This window comes from Streptomyces sp. NPDC003023, from assembly GCF_042888225.1.
Lineage (GTDB): Bacteria > Actinomycetota > Actinomycetes > Streptomycetales > Streptomycetaceae > Streptomyces.
This window is the reverse complement of sequence record NZ_JBIAPL010000007.1, coordinates 184,306-199,716: the sequence shown is the minus strand read 5'-3', so window position 1 is coordinate 199,716 and position 15,411 is coordinate 184,306. Positions and strand designations below refer to the sequence as shown.

General features: G+C 71.6%; 13 protein-coding genes and 1 pseudogene. 7 read left to right on the top strand and 7 right to left on the bottom strand.

All coding sequences use genetic code 11. The features are described 5' to 3' along the window. The first annotated feature begins 164 nt into the window (after window positions 1-164). From ACFYV1_RS23365 to ACFYV1_RS23350, 4 genes are all read left to right on the top strand, one after another. Entirely contained in the window at window positions 165-1,097 is a 933-nt protein-coding gene (locus ACFYV1_RS23365) for a hypothetical protein (RefSeq protein ID WP_389397708.1), read from the top strand. Next, complete coding sequence (locus tag ACFYV1_RS23360) at window positions 1,094-1,549, top strand: ABA4-like family protein (RefSeq protein WP_389397471.1); 456 nt, start codon at window positions 1,094-1,096, stop codon at window positions 1,547-1,549. The genes ACFYV1_RS23365 and ACFYV1_RS23360 overlap by 4 nt, the downstream gene beginning before the upstream one ends. A gap of 97 nt (window positions 1,550-1,646) precedes the next feature. Next, entirely contained in the window at window positions 1,647-2,231 is a 585-nt protein-coding gene (locus tag ACFYV1_RS23355) for a sigma-70 family RNA polymerase sigma factor (protein ID WP_389397470.1), read from the top strand. Continuing rightward, window positions 2,228-2,977 carry an anti-sigma factor domain-containing protein gene (locus ACFYV1_RS23350; RefSeq protein WP_389397469.1) on the top strand — a complete coding sequence of 250 codons (750 nt, stop codon included), beginning with the start codon at window positions 2,228-2,230 and terminating at the stop codon, window positions 2,975-2,977. Before ACFYV1_RS23355 ends, ACFYV1_RS23350 begins: the two co-directional genes overlap by 4 nt. 675 nt (window positions 2,978-3,652) lie before the next feature. On the opposite strand, the gene ACFYV1_RS23345 is transcribed toward ACFYV1_RS23350, so the two are convergent. The 5 genes from ACFYV1_RS23345 to ACFYV1_RS23325 form a co-directional block, all read right to left on the bottom strand. Then, on the bottom strand, window positions 3,653-4,456 hold the full coding sequence (locus tag ACFYV1_RS23345) for a DUF1295 domain-containing protein (protein WP_389397468.1): 804 nt from the start codon (window positions 4,454-4,456) through the stop codon (window positions 3,653-3,655). Further along, complete coding sequence (locus ACFYV1_RS23340; protein ID WP_389397707.1) at window positions 4,453-5,706, bottom strand: class I SAM-dependent methyltransferase; 1,254 nt, start codon at window positions 5,704-5,706, stop codon at window positions 4,453-4,455. The genes ACFYV1_RS23345 and ACFYV1_RS23340 overlap by 4 nt, the downstream gene beginning before the upstream one ends. 83 nt (window positions 5,707-5,789) lie before the next feature. Then, window positions 5,790-7,052 carry a class I SAM-dependent methyltransferase gene (locus ACFYV1_RS23335; protein ID WP_389397467.1) on the bottom strand — a complete coding sequence of 421 codons (1,263 nt, stop codon included), beginning with the start codon at window positions 7,050-7,052 and terminating at the stop codon, window positions 5,790-5,792. After that, window positions 7,049-7,780, bottom strand: a complete 732-nt coding sequence (locus ACFYV1_RS23330; RefSeq protein WP_389397466.1) for a DUF1365 domain-containing protein — start codon at window positions 7,778-7,780, stop codon at window positions 7,049-7,051. Before ACFYV1_RS23330 ends, ACFYV1_RS23335 begins: the two co-directional genes overlap by 4 nt. Beyond that, the gene (locus ACFYV1_RS23325) at window positions 7,777-9,045 is read right to left on the bottom strand and encodes an NAD(P)/FAD-dependent oxidoreductase (protein ID WP_389397465.1); all 1,269 of its coding nucleotides are present in this window, start codon (window positions 9,043-9,045) and stop codon (window positions 7,777-7,779) included. Before ACFYV1_RS23325 ends, ACFYV1_RS23330 begins: the two co-directional genes overlap by 4 nt. A 243-nt stretch (window positions 9,046-9,288) precedes the next feature. Here ACFYV1_RS23325 and ACFYV1_RS23320 point away from each other — a divergent pair, with 243 nt between their 5' ends. From ACFYV1_RS23320 to ACFYV1_RS23310, 3 genes and pseudogenes are all read left to right on the top strand, one after another. After that, window positions 9,289-9,939, top strand: coding sequence for a fasciclin domain-containing protein (locus ACFYV1_RS23320; RefSeq protein ID WP_389397464.1), 651 nt, complete (start codon window positions 9,289-9,291; stop codon window positions 9,937-9,939). Between the two features lie 26 nt (window positions 9,940-9,965). Next, window positions 9,966-10,753: pseudogene (locus tag ACFYV1_RS23315) on the top strand (ADP-ribosylglycohydrolase family protein); the annotation flags it as partial. 223 nt (window positions 10,754-10,976) lie between these two features. After that, a complete protein-coding gene (locus ACFYV1_RS23310; protein ID WP_389397463.1) occupies window positions 10,977-11,372 on the top strand; it encodes a nuclear transport factor 2 family protein in 396 nt (131 codons plus the stop codon). Between the two features lie 42 nt (window positions 11,373-11,414). On the opposite strand, the gene ACFYV1_RS23305 is transcribed toward ACFYV1_RS23310, so the two are convergent. Continuing rightward, entirely contained in the window at window positions 11,415-14,243 is a 2,829-nt protein-coding gene (locus tag ACFYV1_RS23305; protein ID WP_389397462.1) for a DEAD/DEAH box helicase, read from the bottom strand. A 168-nt stretch (window positions 14,244-14,411) separates the two neighbouring features. Continuing rightward, entirely contained in the window at window positions 14,412-15,317 is a 906-nt protein-coding gene (gene tatC, locus ACFYV1_RS23300) for a twin-arginine translocase subunit TatC (RefSeq protein WP_389397706.1), read from the bottom strand. Window positions 15,318-15,411 lie beyond the last annotated feature (94 nt).

The following is a 15,411-nucleotide window of genomic DNA, read 5'->3' as shown; positions in this document are numbered from 1 at the left end:
CGTGTTCATCCTTCCACCCTTGCCATTCCCATCCCCATCATAGATAGTTCCGCTATCGGATAGCGGAAAGCTCCACTATCCATATTCACTGGGGGACATTCATGCCCAAGACCACCCTGACCTGGACCTCCTGGCACCGGCCGCTCATGGTGTTCGCCGCCTCGATGGCGGTGCTCACCGTGGTCACAGCGGTCGGCCTGGCCGTCGACGACCGGACGCTGGCCGGGTCGCCGGTCTGGTTCAAGCCCTTCAAGTTCGCGGTCTCGTTCGCCGCCTACGCGTTGTCGCTCGCCTGGATGCTGTCGCTGCTGCCCCGGTTCCGGCGCACCGGCTGGTGGGCGGGCACCACAGTGGCCGTCACCGGCGCGATCGAGATGATCCTGATCACCGGCCAGGCGGCCCGTGGCAGACGCAGTCACTTCAACCACGAGACACCGTTCGACTCGGCGCTGTTCGACGCGATGGCGGTGACCGTCGTCGTCCTGTGGGCCGGTGCGCTGGTCATCGCCGTGCTGCTGTTCCGCACCCCTCAGGCCGACCGCGGATTCGCCATGGCCCTGCGGTTCGGCTCTGTGCTCTCGCTGGCAGGCGCCGCGCTCGGCTTCCGGATGGCGCGCCCGACACCGGAGCAGCTCGCCCGGGCGGGTGACGGCGCGCCGGCGGTGGTCGGCGCACACGGCGTCGGCGTGACCGACGGCAGCGGCCCCTCGATGGCGCTGACGGGCTGGGAGACGGCAGGCGGTGACCTGCGAATACCCCACTTCGTGGGACTGCACGCGCTGCAGGTGCTCCCGTTCCTGCTGCTGGCGATGGTCGCGCTGGCCCCGCGTTTCGCCCGCCTGCGGGACGAGCGGGTCCGGCTGCGGCTGGTCCTCGTCGCCTCGCTCGCGTACACGGCCGCGTTCGCCCTCGTCACCTGGCAGGCGCTGCGCGGCCAGGCCCTGACACACCCGGACGGTGCGACGCTCGGCGCGGCGGCCGTGATCGTGCTCGCGTCGGCGGCCGGCGCCTGGGCGGCGCTGCGCGGGGCGTCCCGGCAGCCGGAACCCACCGCCGGGCCCTCGGGCACCGACTCGCAGAAGGAGCTCGCGACATGACCGGATTCCTCTTCGAACTGTCCTTCTGGCTCGCGGCCCCGGTGTGGCTGCTGCTGATCTTCGCGCCCCACTGGCGGCTCACCGAACGCCTCGCCGCCACACCGCTGACCGTCGTTCCCGTGCTGCTGGTGTATCTCTCCATGGCGATTCCCGTCCTCCCCGAACTGTGGGCGGCGGTCAGCAGCCCCGACATCGATGTGTTCCGCGAGCTCACCGCACGGGCGAACGGCGCCGGCGCGGTCTGGGCACAGGTCATCGCCTGGGACCTGCTGCTCGGCCAGTGGATGTACCGGGAGGCACGGCGGCTCGGCGTCCATCCGGCGGTGTCGGGGCCACTGCTCGTGCTGACCGTCCTGCTCTCGCCGATCGGTCTGCTCGTGTTCCTGGTGCTGCGTGCCGTCCGCTCCGGGCAGCAGCGCCCGGCCCGGCGCGAGGAGGTCCTCCGGTCGTGACAGCATGCGGCGCACCCGGACCAATCCGCCGGGCGTTCGGCTCCGAATGCCTGGTGGAATGTCCGTTCGACGCGTCCGCACCGTGGAGGAACGCCGCGTGAAAGAAGCCGTGCACATCGGCGGTCCCGCCTCGGCGGGGCCCGATCTTCAGGAACTGCTCGGCCTGGTGGCCAGGGGCGACCAGGATGCCTTCTCACAGGTGTACGACGCGGTCGGCGCCGCCGTACTCGGTCTGGTGCGCGCCGTGCTGCGCGACCCGGCGCAGTCGGAGGAGGTGGCCCAGGAGGTGCTGATCGACGTCTGGCGTTCCGCCGCCCGTTATCAGCCCGCACGCGGCTCCGCGATGACGTGGATCCTCACCCTCGCGCACCGGCGGGCCGTGGACCGGGTGCGGTCCGCGCAGGCCGCCACGGACCGGGAGCAGCGGGCCGCGCTGCTGGAGCGGACACCGGCGTACGACGAGGTGACCGAGCAGGTGGAGGCCCGCCTGGAGCGGGAACAGGTACGGCGCTGCCTGCGCACGCTGACCGAGCTGCAACGTCAGTCCGTGACGCTGGCCTACTACCGGGGCCTGGCGTACCGGGAGGTCGCCGAACTGCTGTCCGTGCCGCTGGGCACGGTCAAAACACGGCTGCGCGACGGGTTGATCCGGCTGCGCGACTGCCTGGGGGTGAGCGTGTGAACACGATCGATCTGCACCTGCTGACCGGCGCCTACGTGCTGCATGCGCTGTCGTCGGAGGAACAGACCGCGTTCGAGCGGCATCTGCCGGGATGCCCGTCGTGCGCCCAGGAAGTGCGCGAACTCGCCGCCACTGCCGGCAAACTGGCCGCCGCCGTGTCCGTCACACCGCCTCCCGCGCTCAAGCAGCGGGTGATGGCGAGGATCCCGGCGGAACGGCAGGAGCCGCCGCAGGTGGCACGTCAGATCCGGCGCGGCGGCCCGCGACCGGGCCGCGCGCTGTCGCGTTTCGCGCTCGCCGCGAGTGTCGCCGCGGCTGCCGCGTTCGGCGGCGTGGCCGTCTGGCAGCATCAGGAGGCTCAGGACGCCCGTGACACGGCGCAGCGCAGCGAACGCCAGGCGGAGGAACTGGCTTCGGTGATCGCCGCGCCGGACGCCAAGGTGACGTCGGGCAGGCTGCCCGAAGGGGCGACGGCCACGGTGATCGTGTCCCGCAGCCGTGACAAGGCGGCGTTCCTGGCCTCCGGTATGCCGCGGCCGCCGGAGGGCAAGGTGTACCAGCTCTGGTTCGCCGACGGTGACGTCATGCGGTCCGCCGGACTGATGGACCCGTCGGACACCACGGAGGCGCTGCTGATGGAGGGGCCGGTCGACGGTGCGTCCGGGATGGGCATCACGGTGGAACCCGCGGGTGGCTCCGCGCAGCCCACGTCGGATCCCCTGACCCTGATGAAGCTTCCCGCCTGACTCCCCGGACACCGGCGGTCCGCAATGAGGGGCACGACCGCGACGGTCGTGCCCCTCACCGATGATCGCCGCGTCCGTGACCGGACCGTCCTGCGCGCGGCGGCCCCGGTGGTCCGCCGTTCGTGCAGGGCACCGGGTGCGCGAAGGGGGCTTCGGCGCCGCCGATCGCCGCCGCGTTCCCGCAGGCCCGTGTCCATGGGTACGGGCCTGCGGGAACCCGGCGGCCGGCAGGCGGTGCGCCGCGCGGCCAACGGGCGCGGGCCTGCGGGGTGGTAGCGGAAACGGGACAGGCGGGTCCGGGGCTTCTCCCGCGCGTTCCGTCAGGAGGAGATGCCGCGCGCGGGCCTGACTTCGCCGCGGCGCGCGCCGCACGTCCACAACGGACTCGTCGCTCTCGCCGCTGTCGGGCGAGGCCACGCCCTCGGGAGAGGACCCCACTGCGCCGTGTCCACGCCGCACTTCCGGACGTGGCATACCGCGGGGCCGCGAGCACGGCGGCGGCCGGGGCAGCGGTTTCGAGCAGGACCGGGACTCGTCAGGTCTGCGGGGCGCTCGAGGCGGTCCGGGCCGGCGGACCGGCAAGCATGCCGGCCGCCGGCCCCAGGCCGGGCGGCGTCATGCCGGGCGGCGTCATGCCGGGCGGCCCCAGGCCGGGCGGCGTCATGCCGGGCGGCGTCAGCGCCCTTTGGGCGGCCACGGGAAGAAACCGCTCGTACGGGCGGCGTACTCCGCGTATCCCGGCCGATGGGCCATGTGCCGTTCGAGAAGCGCCTTCCCGCTGCCGCCGATCAGCAGCCAGGACATGACCAGCGGGCCGACGACGGTCGCCGCCGCCACTGCCCCGTACTCGCAGGCGAGCAGGAACAGCCCCCACCACACCAGGAAGTCGCCGAAGTAGTTGGGGTGGCGGGTCCAGGCCCACAGCCCGCGGTCCATGATCCGCCCCCGGTTCGCGGGGTCCGACTTGAACCGGGCCAGTTGCCGGTCCCCGACCGCCTCGAAACAGAGCCCGGCGAGCCACACCCCGCAGCCCGCCCAGCCGATCGCCCCGACCGGCCCGGCGATGTACTGCGCCCCCTGCACGGGCAGTGACACCAGCCACACCAGCGCGCCCTGCAGCAGGTACACCATCCGCAGCGCGTACAGGTTCTTGTTGCCCCGGGCCTTGGCGAGCAGCTTCTCGTACCGGGGGTCCTCCCCGTGCCCGCGGCCCCGGTACGCGATGTGCACGGCGAGCCGCAGACCCCACACCGCGGTCAACACGGTGACCAGCAGCCGCCGCCCGTCGTCGCCCTCCCCCGACGAGGTGAGGAAGGTGACCAGTGCGACGGCGGTGAAGCCGATTCCCCACGCCACGTCGACGATCCGGTGCATGCCCCTGCGCACGGCGACGGCGAAGGTGACGAGCATGACGGCGAAGGCGGCGGCCGCCGCGGGGCCGAGCCCCTGCGCGAACGCCTCCCAGGAGAAGCCGTTCATCGGACGTACCAGCCCTTCTGGGTGGCCGGCATGCCGGACCGGCCGATGCCGGAGGGGCGTACGGCCAGGATCTGGTCGACCCCCATCCGCCGCTCCTCGAACGCCAGCGCGCCGCCCACCAGATACAGCCGCCACACCCTGGCCGTCTCCTCCCCCACGAGTGCGGTGAACTCGGCCCAGCGGTCCTCCAGCGTCCGGTGCCAGGCGCCCACGGTGCGCGTGTAGTGCTCGCGCATCGACTCCACGGCCCGTACCTCGAGTCCGGCCGTCTCCAGCAGGGACACTGTGTCGCCGAGCGGCCGCATGTGCATGTCCGGTGCGATGTACGACTCGATGAACGCGCCGCCGCCCGGCGCGTTCGCGCCGCGCGACATCTGCTGGACCAGCAGCCGGCCCTGCGGCCGCAGCATTCCGTGCAGCACGGCGGCGAACGCGGGGTACTCCGCGTCGCCCACGTGCTCGCCCATCTCGATCGTCGAGACCGCCTCGTACGAGCCGCCCTCGATGTCGCGGTAGTCGCGCTGCTGCACGTCGACCAGGTCGCCGAGGCCCCTCTCGCGCACCTGGCCCCTCACGAACTCGGCCTGCTCCGCCGCCAGGGTCACGGCCGTGACCTGTGCCTTGTGGTGCTGCGCCGCGTGCAGGGTGAGCGATCCCCAGCCGCAGCCGATGTCGAGCAGCCGTGTCCCGGGACGCAGGCCGAGCTTGCGGCAGACGAGTTCCAGCTTGTCGTGCTGTGCGTCGGCGAGCCCGTAGCCCGCTTGCTCCTCCTGGGTCCAGTAGGCGCAGGAGTAGGCCATGGTCCGGTCGAGCAGCAGGGTGTAGAAGTGGTTGGAGAGGTCGTAGTGGTGGCTGATGGCGGCCCGGTCTCGGGACCTGCTGTGCAGGCTGCCCCTCAGCCGTGCCTGGGAGGCGGGTGCGGGCAGCCGGGGGCCCACCGCGCCGAGCCGCAGTGCGGTGCCGGCGGCCCTGGCCCGGTCGGCGACGGTGAGCCGCGGCGGGGCGAGGGACCTGCCGCGTACGGCTCCCCACACCGTGCGGAGGGCCTCCGCGAGGTCGCCCTCGATGTCGAGCTCGCCCGTGATGTAGGCCTGGGCCAAGCCGAGTTCGTCGGGCTGCCACAGCAGTCGGCGCAGTGCCCGGCGGGAGCGGAGCACGATGACGGGGCCTCGCGCCGGCCCGCGTCCGGCGACGGACCCGTCCCAGGCGCGCAACCGCAGCGGCAGTGGCCCGCCGAGCAACTCCTCCATCAGGCCGACGAGTTGTCCGGCTGCCGTTCCTCCGGCCGCGCGTGCGGGGGTATGGCTGCCGGTGGCGGTGGCGGTGGTCGGCTTCACGCCGTGGGTCCCTTCGTGAGCTGCAGCTGCTGTACGTCGAGGTATCCGGCTCGGAAGCCGGCCTCGGAGTAGGCGAGGTAGAAGTTCCACATCCGGCGGAACGTCTCGTCGAAGCCGAGGGCGTCGACCTCGGCCGAGCGGGCGGTGAACCGTTCGCGCCACAGCCTCAGCGTCTCGGCGTAGTGCGGCCCGAACGCGTCCCGTGCGGTGATGGCGAGTCCGGTGAACCGGCCGACGGCATGCTCCATCGCCTCCGTGGACGGCAGGAGCCCACCGGGGAAGATGTACTTCTGGATCCAGGTGTACGTGGTACGGGAGGCGAGCATCCGCTCGTGCGGCATCGTGATGGCCTGCAGCGCCACCTTTCCGCCGGGCGCCAGCAGCTTGTCCAGGGTCATGAAGTACTCGGGCCAGAACTCGGCGCCGACGGCTTCGATCATCTCCACGCTGACGATGGCGTCGTACCGGCCGAGGATCTTGCGGTAGTCGCGGAGCTGGACGGTCACCCGGTCGTCGAGACCGGCTTCCCGCACCCGCCGGACTGCCAGTGCCTGCTGCTCGGAGGAGAGCGTCACCGTGAGCACACGGGCGCCGCGCGCGGCGGCCCGGATCGCGAGCTCGCCCCAGCCGGTGCCGATCTCCAGCAGCTGGGTGCCGGGCCCGACGTGTGCCAGGTCGAGGAGCCGGTCGATCTTGCGGTGCTGGGCGGCGGGCAGGAGGTGGTGCTCCGCGGGGAAGCCGCGGAAGACCGCGGACGAGTACGACAGGGTGTCGTCGAGGAAGAGGGAGAACAGTTCGTTCGACAGGTCGTAGTGGTGGCTGATGTTGCTCCGGGTCGCCTCGGTCGTGTTCCGGTGGCGGTCGGGCTGCTTGGGCGCCCAGATCCCGCGCAGCCGCTGCAGCGGCTGCGGGACGAGGGTGGCGGCGTGCTCGGCGAGGACGGTCAGGGCGCCGACGAGGTCGGGGGCGTCCCACTCGCCCGCCATGTAGGACTCGCCGAAGCCGATGAGTCCCCCCGCGCCTATGCGGGAGAAGAAGGCGCGGGGGTCGCTCACCTCCAGCAGCGGACCGCCGAGCCCGATCGGCTCCGCGGCGCCCGCGAGCCGTACCCGCAGCGGCAGTCCGCCGACCGCGTGCCTCACCAGCCGCTCCGCGGCCGCTGTGCGGAGCCACGACGACTCGGGCGGGCGGGCGACATCCGGCCAGCGGCCGGGGTCGACGGCCGCGGTACGGGGGGCGGGGATGACGGGCACGCTCACTTGACACCCTCCTGGGTGAGACGACGGGGTCGGGGTTGCACCGGCAGTCCGCGCAGGAGCAGCCGGATGCCGTGGAATCGGATGCCGGCCGAGACGGCCAGCGTGGACAGCGGGTAGCGCAGTGCCGCACGCAGCACGCCGCGGGCGGTGGCGGGGCGGCGCTCGCCCCGCAGGGTGGCGGTGAACGGCCGGCCTCCGGCGCGCTCCAGGTGCACCGTGAGGTCGAGGCGGTCACCGGGCCTCGGCAGCCGCATGCGGTAGCGGCCGTCGACCGGGAAGAACGGCGAGACGTAGAACTCCTTGTCCACCGTGGCGCGGTGGTCGTCGCCCGGGTGCAGCAGATAGCAGTGGCGGCCGCCGTAGGTGTTGTGGACCTCGGCGACGACACACAGCGGGCTGCCGTCGCGGCGGCTGCACCAGTAGAGGGTCAGCGGGTTGAAGACATGCCCCAGCACCCGGGCGTGGGCGAGCATGACGACCGGGCCGCAGGCCGGTTCCACACCGCGTTCGGCGAGGAACGCCTCGAGAGCGGCCCGGATCGTCGGCCGGGTGCCGTCGAAGTGGTCGCGCGCGTCGAAGCGGGCGAGGGGCCGCAGGAGGCGCGGCAGCCGGGGCGGCGCGTCGGGGTCGACCAGCCACATGTAGGTGCGGTGGCGCAGGGCGTACCGGCGGGGGGCGGTCCGTACGTGCGCCACCGTGCAGGTGTAGAGGGCCGGTTCGGTGGTCACCAGTCGACTCCGAGCGCCCGGGCGGCCTCGACGCCGGACCGGCAGCCGTCCTCGTGGAACCCCCAGCCGTGGTAGGCCCCGGCGTATGCGGTGACCGGGCCCGACAGTTCGGGCAGCCGGGTCTGGGCGGCCACGGACTCCGGGGTGAACACGGGGTGTTCGTATTCCATCCGGGCGAGGACCCTGTCGCCGTCCACCTGACCGGAGCCGTTGAGTGTCACGACGTACGTCTGGGGGGCGTCCAGCCGCTGGAGGCGGTTCATGTCGTAGCTGACGCGCACCCGCTCGGTCCCCGCGTCGCAGGCGGGCATGGAGAAGTTCCAACTGGCGCGGGCGCCGGGGGCCTTGGGCAGGACGGAGGCGTCGCTGTGCAGCAGGGTGGTGTTGCGCGAGTACGTGAAGGCGCCGAGGACCTCCCGTTCACGGTCGGTCGGGTCGGCGAGCAGTCGCAGGGCCTGGTCCGGGTGGGTGGCCACGACCACGCTGTCGTAGCCGCGGACGTCACCGTCCTCGTCGGTGATCGCCACGCCGTCGGCGTGGCGGCGCACGGCGCGCACGGGAGTCCCGGTGCGCACGGCGGTGAGCTGCTTGGCGGCGCGTTCCACGTACTGGCGCGAACCGCCGGTGACCGTCCGCCACACCGGGGAGCCGGTGATCGCCAGCATGCCGTGGTGGTCGAGGAAGCGGAAGAGGTGGCGGGCCGGGTAGCGCAGGGCGGTGGCCGCGTCGCAGGACCAGACGCAGGAGACGACCGGCTTCATGAAGTGGGCTGTGAAGTAGGCGGAGAATCCGGCGTCCTCGATGAACCGCCCGAGCGTCAGGTGCTCGTTCCCCGGTTCCTCCAGCAGCCGGCGGGCCCGCCGGTGGAAGCGTGGCACCTCGGCGAGCATGCGCAGATACCGGCCGCGCAGGGCGTTTCGCGGCCGGGCGAGCAGCCCGGCGGGGCCCCGGGCGCCCGCGTACTCGAGACCGCAGCCGTCGCACCGTACGGACATGCTCATCTCCGACTCCTGGGTGGCCACGCCGAGTTCGGCGAAGAGCCGCAGGAGATGCGGGTACGTGCGCTCGTTGTGGACGATGAAGCCCGAGTCGACGCCGTGCAGCCGTCCGTCTGCCGAGACGACGTCGTGGGTGTGCGCGTGGCCGCCGAGGCGCGAGTCCGCCTCGTAGAGCGTCACATCGTGCGCCCGCTGGAGCACGTACGCCGCCGTCAGTCCCGCCACTCCGCTGCCCACCACAGCCGTACGCCGCCGCTGCGCTGTCATTCCCGCTCCCTCCGGGCCGGCTTCGCGCCGTCCATCCGGGGCGTATTCGTGGCCGGAGGGCATATGGATTGGTGAAAGTCAGATCTTTCGCCAGTGAGTCACCCGTTCGAGTGATGGACCAATCCGCGGCCGGTCCTGCGACGAATCCCAGGCGTGAGTGAACATCTGCCGGCTTCTCCGCGTATCGCGCCTTTGCGCCCTTCTTCGGAGGCACCGAGCAGACCGACTATGAGGAGTTACGTCATGACCTCCACCCGTTTCCAGCGCATGGCCGTCGCCGTTGCCACCGCCGCTGTGCTGCCGCTCGCCCTCACCGCCTGCGGCGGCGGCGAGAGCTCCTCCGACGCGGCGGCCGACAAGGCCGCCACGTCCGCTCCTGCCGAGGACAAGTCGACCCCGGCCGAGGACGCGGGCATGACGGACGGACCCTTCGGTCCTGCCTGCGCGTCCGTCCCCGCGGACGGCGCCGGCAGCTTCGACGGCATGGCCCAGGACCCCGTCGCCACCGCCGCCTCGAACAACCCGGCCCTGTCCACGCTGGTCACCGCCGTCAAGAAGGCCGGCCTCGTCGACACCCTGAACAACGCGGAGAACATCACCGTGTTCGCGCCGACCAACGACGCCTTCGCCAAGATCCCGAAGGCCGACCTCGACAAGGTCCTCGCCGACAAGGAGATGCTCACCAACATCCTCACGTACCACGTCGTCGGCGAGAAGCTGACCCCGAAGCAGCTCGAGAAGGGAACCTACGACACGCTGCAGAAGTCCACTCTCACCACCGCCGGGTCCGGCGAGGACTACACCGTCAACGACAACTCCAAGGTCGTCTGCGGCAACGTCCCCACCGCCAATGCCACGGTCTACATCGTCGACACGGTCCTCATGCCCAAGTGACCGCGGCGGGCGCTTAGGGTGGCGGGATGACGGACCCCCGTCCCCGCCCCCGGCGCGCTGCCCGCGCGATCGGCGCCGTCGTCGGCTCCGCTGTCGGTGACGCGCTGGGCGCGCCCTTCGAGTTCGGGGAACCGGGCGTGTACCGCGCCAGGTTCCCCGACGGCGTCGGCGAGATGTGCGGCGGTGGCGGCTGGGACCCGGTGAGGCGACGGACGACACGCAGATGGCCGTACTGGTCGGCGAGTCGCTTCTCGAGCACGGTCGGCTGGAGGCCGCGGACGTCTTCCGCCGGTTCCAGCGGTGGGCGGCGGGCGACCCGAAGGACATCGGTCTGCAGACCGAGGCAGTCCTCACCGGCGGTGATCCGTGGGACACGGCGGCGGCGCTCCACTTCGGCATGACGGGCCGGGCGGCGGGGAACGGCTCGTTGATGCGGGCGGCCACCTCGGCCGTGTTCTTCGGGTCGGCCGGACGCGAGGCGTCCATGGCGGCTGCCCGCCGTATCGCGGCCCTCACCCACGGCGACCGGGCCGCCTGGGAGGGCACGGCGGTACTCCACGAGCTGATCCGCGTCGCCCTGGACGGCGGGGATCCACTCGCCTCGGTGCCCGGAACACTCGCGCATGTCCACGAGGACCACCGCGCCCGCTGGACCACCGCACTGTCCCCCCACTGGCACCCCGACGACGCGACGGAGTTCAACGGCGCCGTGTGGCCCTGCCTCGCGTCCGCGCTGTGGGCGCTGCGCACCACTTCGTCGTTCGAGGAGTCCCTCGCCGCGGCGATCGACCTCGGCGGCGACACCGACACGGTGGCCGCCGTGACGGGCGCCCTCGCCGGCGCGGTGCACGGGATCGACTCGATCCCGGAGCGGTGGACGGCACCTCTGCACGTGCCGCTGCCCGGCTTCGGCGAGCGGGTACTGCGGCTCGCGGAGCTCACCGAGCTCGCGCTCGCCCTGGCCGTGGACAGTGCATCCGACCCGGCGGATGATTGATACCGAACCGGAAAACCGCGGACGAAAGGTGTGGATCACCATGTCCGAGCACCCTGACTGCGCCCTGGTCCGCCGGGGCTACACAGCGTTCGTCTCGGGTGACCTGGCCACCCTCAGCGAACTGTTCACCGCCGACGCCGTGTACCACGTCCCCGGAGACCACATGCTCTCAGGACACCACAAGGGCCGTGAAGCGATCATGACGCTCTTCCACCGCCTCGGCGACGAAACCGCCGGCACGCTGCAGATCCAGGTCGACGCCGTACTCGCCGACGGGCGCGGCCACGTCATGGCGTTCCACACCGCGCGGGCGGACCGCGGCGACCGCGGCCTCGAAATACGCGAGGGTCTCTTCTTCACGATCGTGGGCGGCAAGGTCACCGACATCGACATGTGCGTCGAGGACATCGACGAGATGAACACCTTCTGGCACTGACGGCCGTGGCCCCGGCCGCACCGACCGGGGCCCGACCCGTCGTCAGCCGACCGAGCTGTACGCCACCACGCCCCGCAGCAGCCCGTCGACCGCCTTGCGGGCGTTCCTGGCCACCGTGCTGTTCTCCCGGGGGGCGGCCGCGGCGATCTGACCGAGCACGTCGATGACCTGCTTGCACCAGCGCACGAAGTCGCCGGCGGGCATCTCCGCCTCGCGCAGCACCTCGTCCAGCCCCTTGTCGGAAGCCCACTGGTAGGCGGCCCAGGCGAAACCGAGGTCCGGCTCGCGCTGGCCGACACCCTCCGCCTGGTTGATCCGGAACTCCTCCTCCAGGGCGTCCAGCCTGCCCCAGATGCGGACCATCTCGCCCAGTGCCGCCTTCGCCTTCCCGGCCGGGACCTTGGGGGCGAGCGCGTCGTCCGACTGCCGCGCCTCGTACACCAACGCCGAAACGCACGCGGCCAGTTCCGCCGGGTTCAGCCCCTCCCAGACACCCTCGCGGAGACATTCACTGGCCAACAGGTCCAGTTCGCCGTAGAGCCGGGCGAGGCGCCTGCCGTGCTCGGTGACCTCGTCCTCCCGGAGGTAGTCCATCTCCGTCAGCAGCGCGACGATACGGTCGAAGGTCCGCGCGATCGTGTTCGTGCGCCCCTCGATACGGCGCTCCAACTGCCTCGTGTCGCGCTGCAGCCGGTGGTGACGCTCCGCCCAGCGCGCGTGGTCCTCCCGCTCGTCGCAGCCGTGGCAGGGGTGCGCGCGCAGCTCCGAACGCAGCCGGGCGATCTCACGGTCGTCCGCGGCGGGCGCCCGGCCCTTGCGGTGCCGGTCGGGCACGATGTGCCCCGCCTTGGTGCGCAGCGCGGACGCGAGGTCCCGACGCGACTGCGGCGAGCGGGCGTTGAAGGACTTCGGGATACGCATCCGCTCCAGCGCCTCGACCGGCACCGGGAAGTCGATCGACGCCAGCCGCTTGACCTGCCGCTCCGAGGTGAGGACGAGCGGACGCGGTCCGTCGTGGTACTCGAAACCGCGGTGCCCGTCGGTCCGGCCGGCCGGCAGCCCCGGATCGAGGACCAGCGCCAGACCGGCGAACTTGCCCGTCGGGACGTGGATCACGTCACCGGGCTTGAGCCGCTCCAGCGAGGCGGCGGCCGCGGCCCGGCGCTGCGCGGCGCCCTGCTTGGCGAGCTCCGTCTCGCGGTCCTTGAGGTCGCGGCGCAGCCGTGCGTACTGCTCGAAGTCACCCAGGTGGCAGGTCATGCCCTCCCGGTAGCCCTGCAGTCCCTCCTCGTTGCGCTGGACCTGGCGGGAGATGCCGACGACCGACTTGTCGGCCTGGAACTGCGCGAACGACGTCTCCAGCAGTTCGCGCGAGCGGTGCCGGCCGAACTGCTGCACCAGATTGACCGCCATGTTGTACGACGGCTTGAAGCTGGAGCGCAGCGGATAGGTGCGCGTACCGGCGAGTCCGGCGAGCGCGCCCGGGTCCATGGCCCGCTGCCACAGGACCACCGCGTGGCCCTCGACGTCGATCCCCCGGCGCCCGGCACGGCCGGTCAGCTGGGTGTACTCGCCGGGGGTGATGTCGGCGTGCTGTTCGCCGTTCCACTTGACGAGCTTTTCCAACACGACGGAGCGGGCGGGCATGTTGATGCCGAGCGCCAGCGTCTCCGTGGCGAACACGGCCTTCACCAGGCCCCGTACGAACAGCTCCTCCACGACCTCCTTGAAGGTCGGCAGCATGCCGGCGTGGTGTGCGGCGATCCCCCGCTCCAGGCCCTCGAGCCACTCGTAGTAGCCGAGGACGTGCAGGTCGTCGCCGGGGATGGAGGAGGTCCGCTCCTCGACGATCTCGCGCACCCGTCTGCGCGCGTCCTCGTCGTTGAGGCGCAGTCCCGCGTGGAGGCACTGCTGCACGGCGGCCTCGCAGCCGGCCCGGCTGAAGATGAACGTGATGGCGGGGAGCAGCCCTTCGGCGTCCAGCCGGTCGATGACCTCGGGCCGGCCGGGTGTCCAGATCCGGCTGCGCTGGCGCCGCTCGCGCTCACGGTCCGCCTCGCGCACCATCTTCCCGCGGCGCCGGTCGCGCGGGTTGTACGTACGGCTGTTCTCCATCCGCGCCAGCCGTACGAGATCGGGGTTGACCTCGCGGCGGGCGACACCGCGGCCGCCGTGGTCGGTCTCCTCCTCGAAGAGGTCGTACATCCGCCGTCCGGCCATGACGTGCTGCCACAGCGGCACGGGCCGGTGCTCGGAGACGATGACCTCGGTGTCGCCGCGGACGGTGTCGAGCCAGTCGCCGAACTCCTCCGCGTTCGACACGGTCGCCGAGAGTGACACAAGTGTCACCGACTCGGGGAGGTGAATGATCACTTCCTCCCACACGGCGCCGCGGAAACGGTCGGAGAGGTAGTGCACCTCGTCCATCACGACATAGCCGAGGCCCAGCAGCGACTGGGATCCCGAGTACAGCATGTTGCGGAGCACCTCGGTGGTCATGACGACCACCGGCGCACCGGAGTTGACACTGTTGTCGCCGGTCAGCAGGCCGACCTTGTCGGCGCCGTACCGCTTGGCCAGGTCGGCGTACTTCTGGTTCGACAGGGCCTTGATGGGTGTGGTGTAGAAGCACTTGCGGCCCTGCGCGAGCGCGAGATGGACGGCGAACTCGCCGACGATGGTCTTGCCCGAGCCGGTGGGCGCGGCGACGAGCACGCCCTTGCCCCCCTCCAGGGCCTGGCATGCCTCGATCTGGAAGGGATCGAGATCGAAGTCGTACATCGCGCGGAAGGGGGCCAGCGCAGTGGCCTCTTCGGCGGCGCGGATGCGGGCGGCGGCATAGCGCTCTGCGGGAGAGAGATCCTCGGTCATCTTGTTCACGAGCCTACCCGCCGCCTCCGACAGTGAGCGGATCTTTAATCGGACGGGAGCAGCCGCCCCCGTCGACTACCGGAGTACCCGGCAGGGGCGGCGGCGATGCACGCGAAAGCGGGGCCAGCCTGCCCGGCGGGCCCCGCTTCTCGTCCTGTGCGTCGCGGCTCAGGTGATGTCGTCGTAGCCGCCGGGCCGGTGCGACCGGCCGCCGTCGGCCTCGCCGGCGGCCTGCTCGGGCAGGGCACGGGCGGTGGCGGCGACCGGCTCCACCTCGCCGAGCGCGGCGGGCGTGAGGTCGAGGTCGGAGGCCTCGTCGTCGTCGAGCTCCGCGTCGGGGTCGTTGCGGCGGCGGCGCCGGTCGTTGAGGAGGGAGAACCCGACGGCGAGGAAGTAGAGCAGGATGATGGGCCCGGACAGGGCGACCATGCCGAGCGGGTCGGTGGACGGGGTGGCGATCGCACCGAAGACGAAGATGCCCATGACGGCGCCCCGCCACCAGCCGAGCATCCGCTTGCCGGTCACCATCCCCGTGAGGTTCAGCATGATCAGCAGCAGCGGCAGCTCGAAGGAGAAGCCGAAGATCAGCACCATCCGGACCGTGAAGTCAAGGATCTTGTCGACGCTGAGCAGGTTCTCCGCGGGAGCCGGCGTGATGGACAGCAGCACCTTCATGCTCACGGGCATGACCAGGTAGGCGAAGTAGGCGCCCCCGGCGAACAGCGGCGCCGCGGCGGCGGCGAAGTAGTAGCTGTACTTCTTCTCGTTCTTGTGCAGACCGGGCGCGACGAAGGCCCACATCTGGTACAGCCAGACCGGGCAGGACACGATGATGCCCGCCATCAGCACGACCTTGACCGTCGTCGTGAACGGCGACAGCAGGTCGGTGTACACGACCCGGGCGCAGACGCCGCCCTTCTGCGGGCCGTCCCCTACGCACTCCGGCACGGGCGAGGTGAGGAACTCCATCAGCTCCTGGCTGTAGGCCACCGCGACGACGGAGGCGACGATGATCGCCAACATCGCCTTCGCGAGCCGGTTGCGGAGCTCACGCAGATGGTCCGCGAGCGGCATACGCCCCTCGGGGTCCTTCTCCTTCAGTTTCGAGCGGGCAGGCTTGAGCAACCCACGTCCTCATCTCGTGCGGCAGGCCACGATCCCGTGACCT

Excerpts from the sequence above, each read along its gene's own strand:
- ACFYV1_RS23365 (WP_389397708.1), top strand. The coding sequence starts at position 165 with ATGGCGGTGCTCACCGTGGTCACAGCGGTCGGCCTGGCCGTCGACGAC.
- tatC (WP_389397706.1), bottom strand. The coding sequence starts at position 15,317 with ATGCCGCTCGCGGACCATCTGCGTGAGCTCCGCAACCGGCTCGCGAAG.
- ACFYV1_RS23345 (WP_389397468.1), bottom strand. The coding sequence starts at position 4,456 with ATGAACGGCTTCTCCTGGGAGGCGTTCGCGCAGGGGCTCGGCCCCGCG.
- ACFYV1_RS23320 (WP_389397464.1), top strand. The coding sequence starts at position 9,289 with ATGACCTCCACCCGTTTCCAGCGCATGGCCGTCGCCGTTGCCACCGCC.
- ACFYV1_RS23360 (WP_389397471.1), top strand. The coding sequence starts at position 1,094 with ATGACCGGATTCCTCTTCGAACTGTCCTTCTGGCTCGCGGCCCCGGTG.
- ACFYV1_RS23305 (WP_389397462.1), bottom strand. The coding sequence starts at position 14,243 with ATGACCGAGGATCTCTCTCCCGCAGAGCGCTATGCCGCCGCCCGCATC.
- ACFYV1_RS23310 (WP_389397463.1), top strand. The coding sequence starts at position 10,977 with ATGTCCGAGCACCCTGACTGCGCCCTGGTCCGCCGGGGCTACACAGCG.
- ACFYV1_RS23325 (WP_389397465.1), bottom strand. The coding sequence starts at position 9,045 with ATGACAGCGCAGCGGCGGCGTACGGCTGTGGTGGGCAGCGGAGTGGCG.
- ACFYV1_RS23340 (WP_389397707.1), bottom strand. The coding sequence starts at position 5,706 with ATGGAGGAGTTGCTCGGCGGGCCACTGCCGCTGCGGTTGCGCGCCTGG.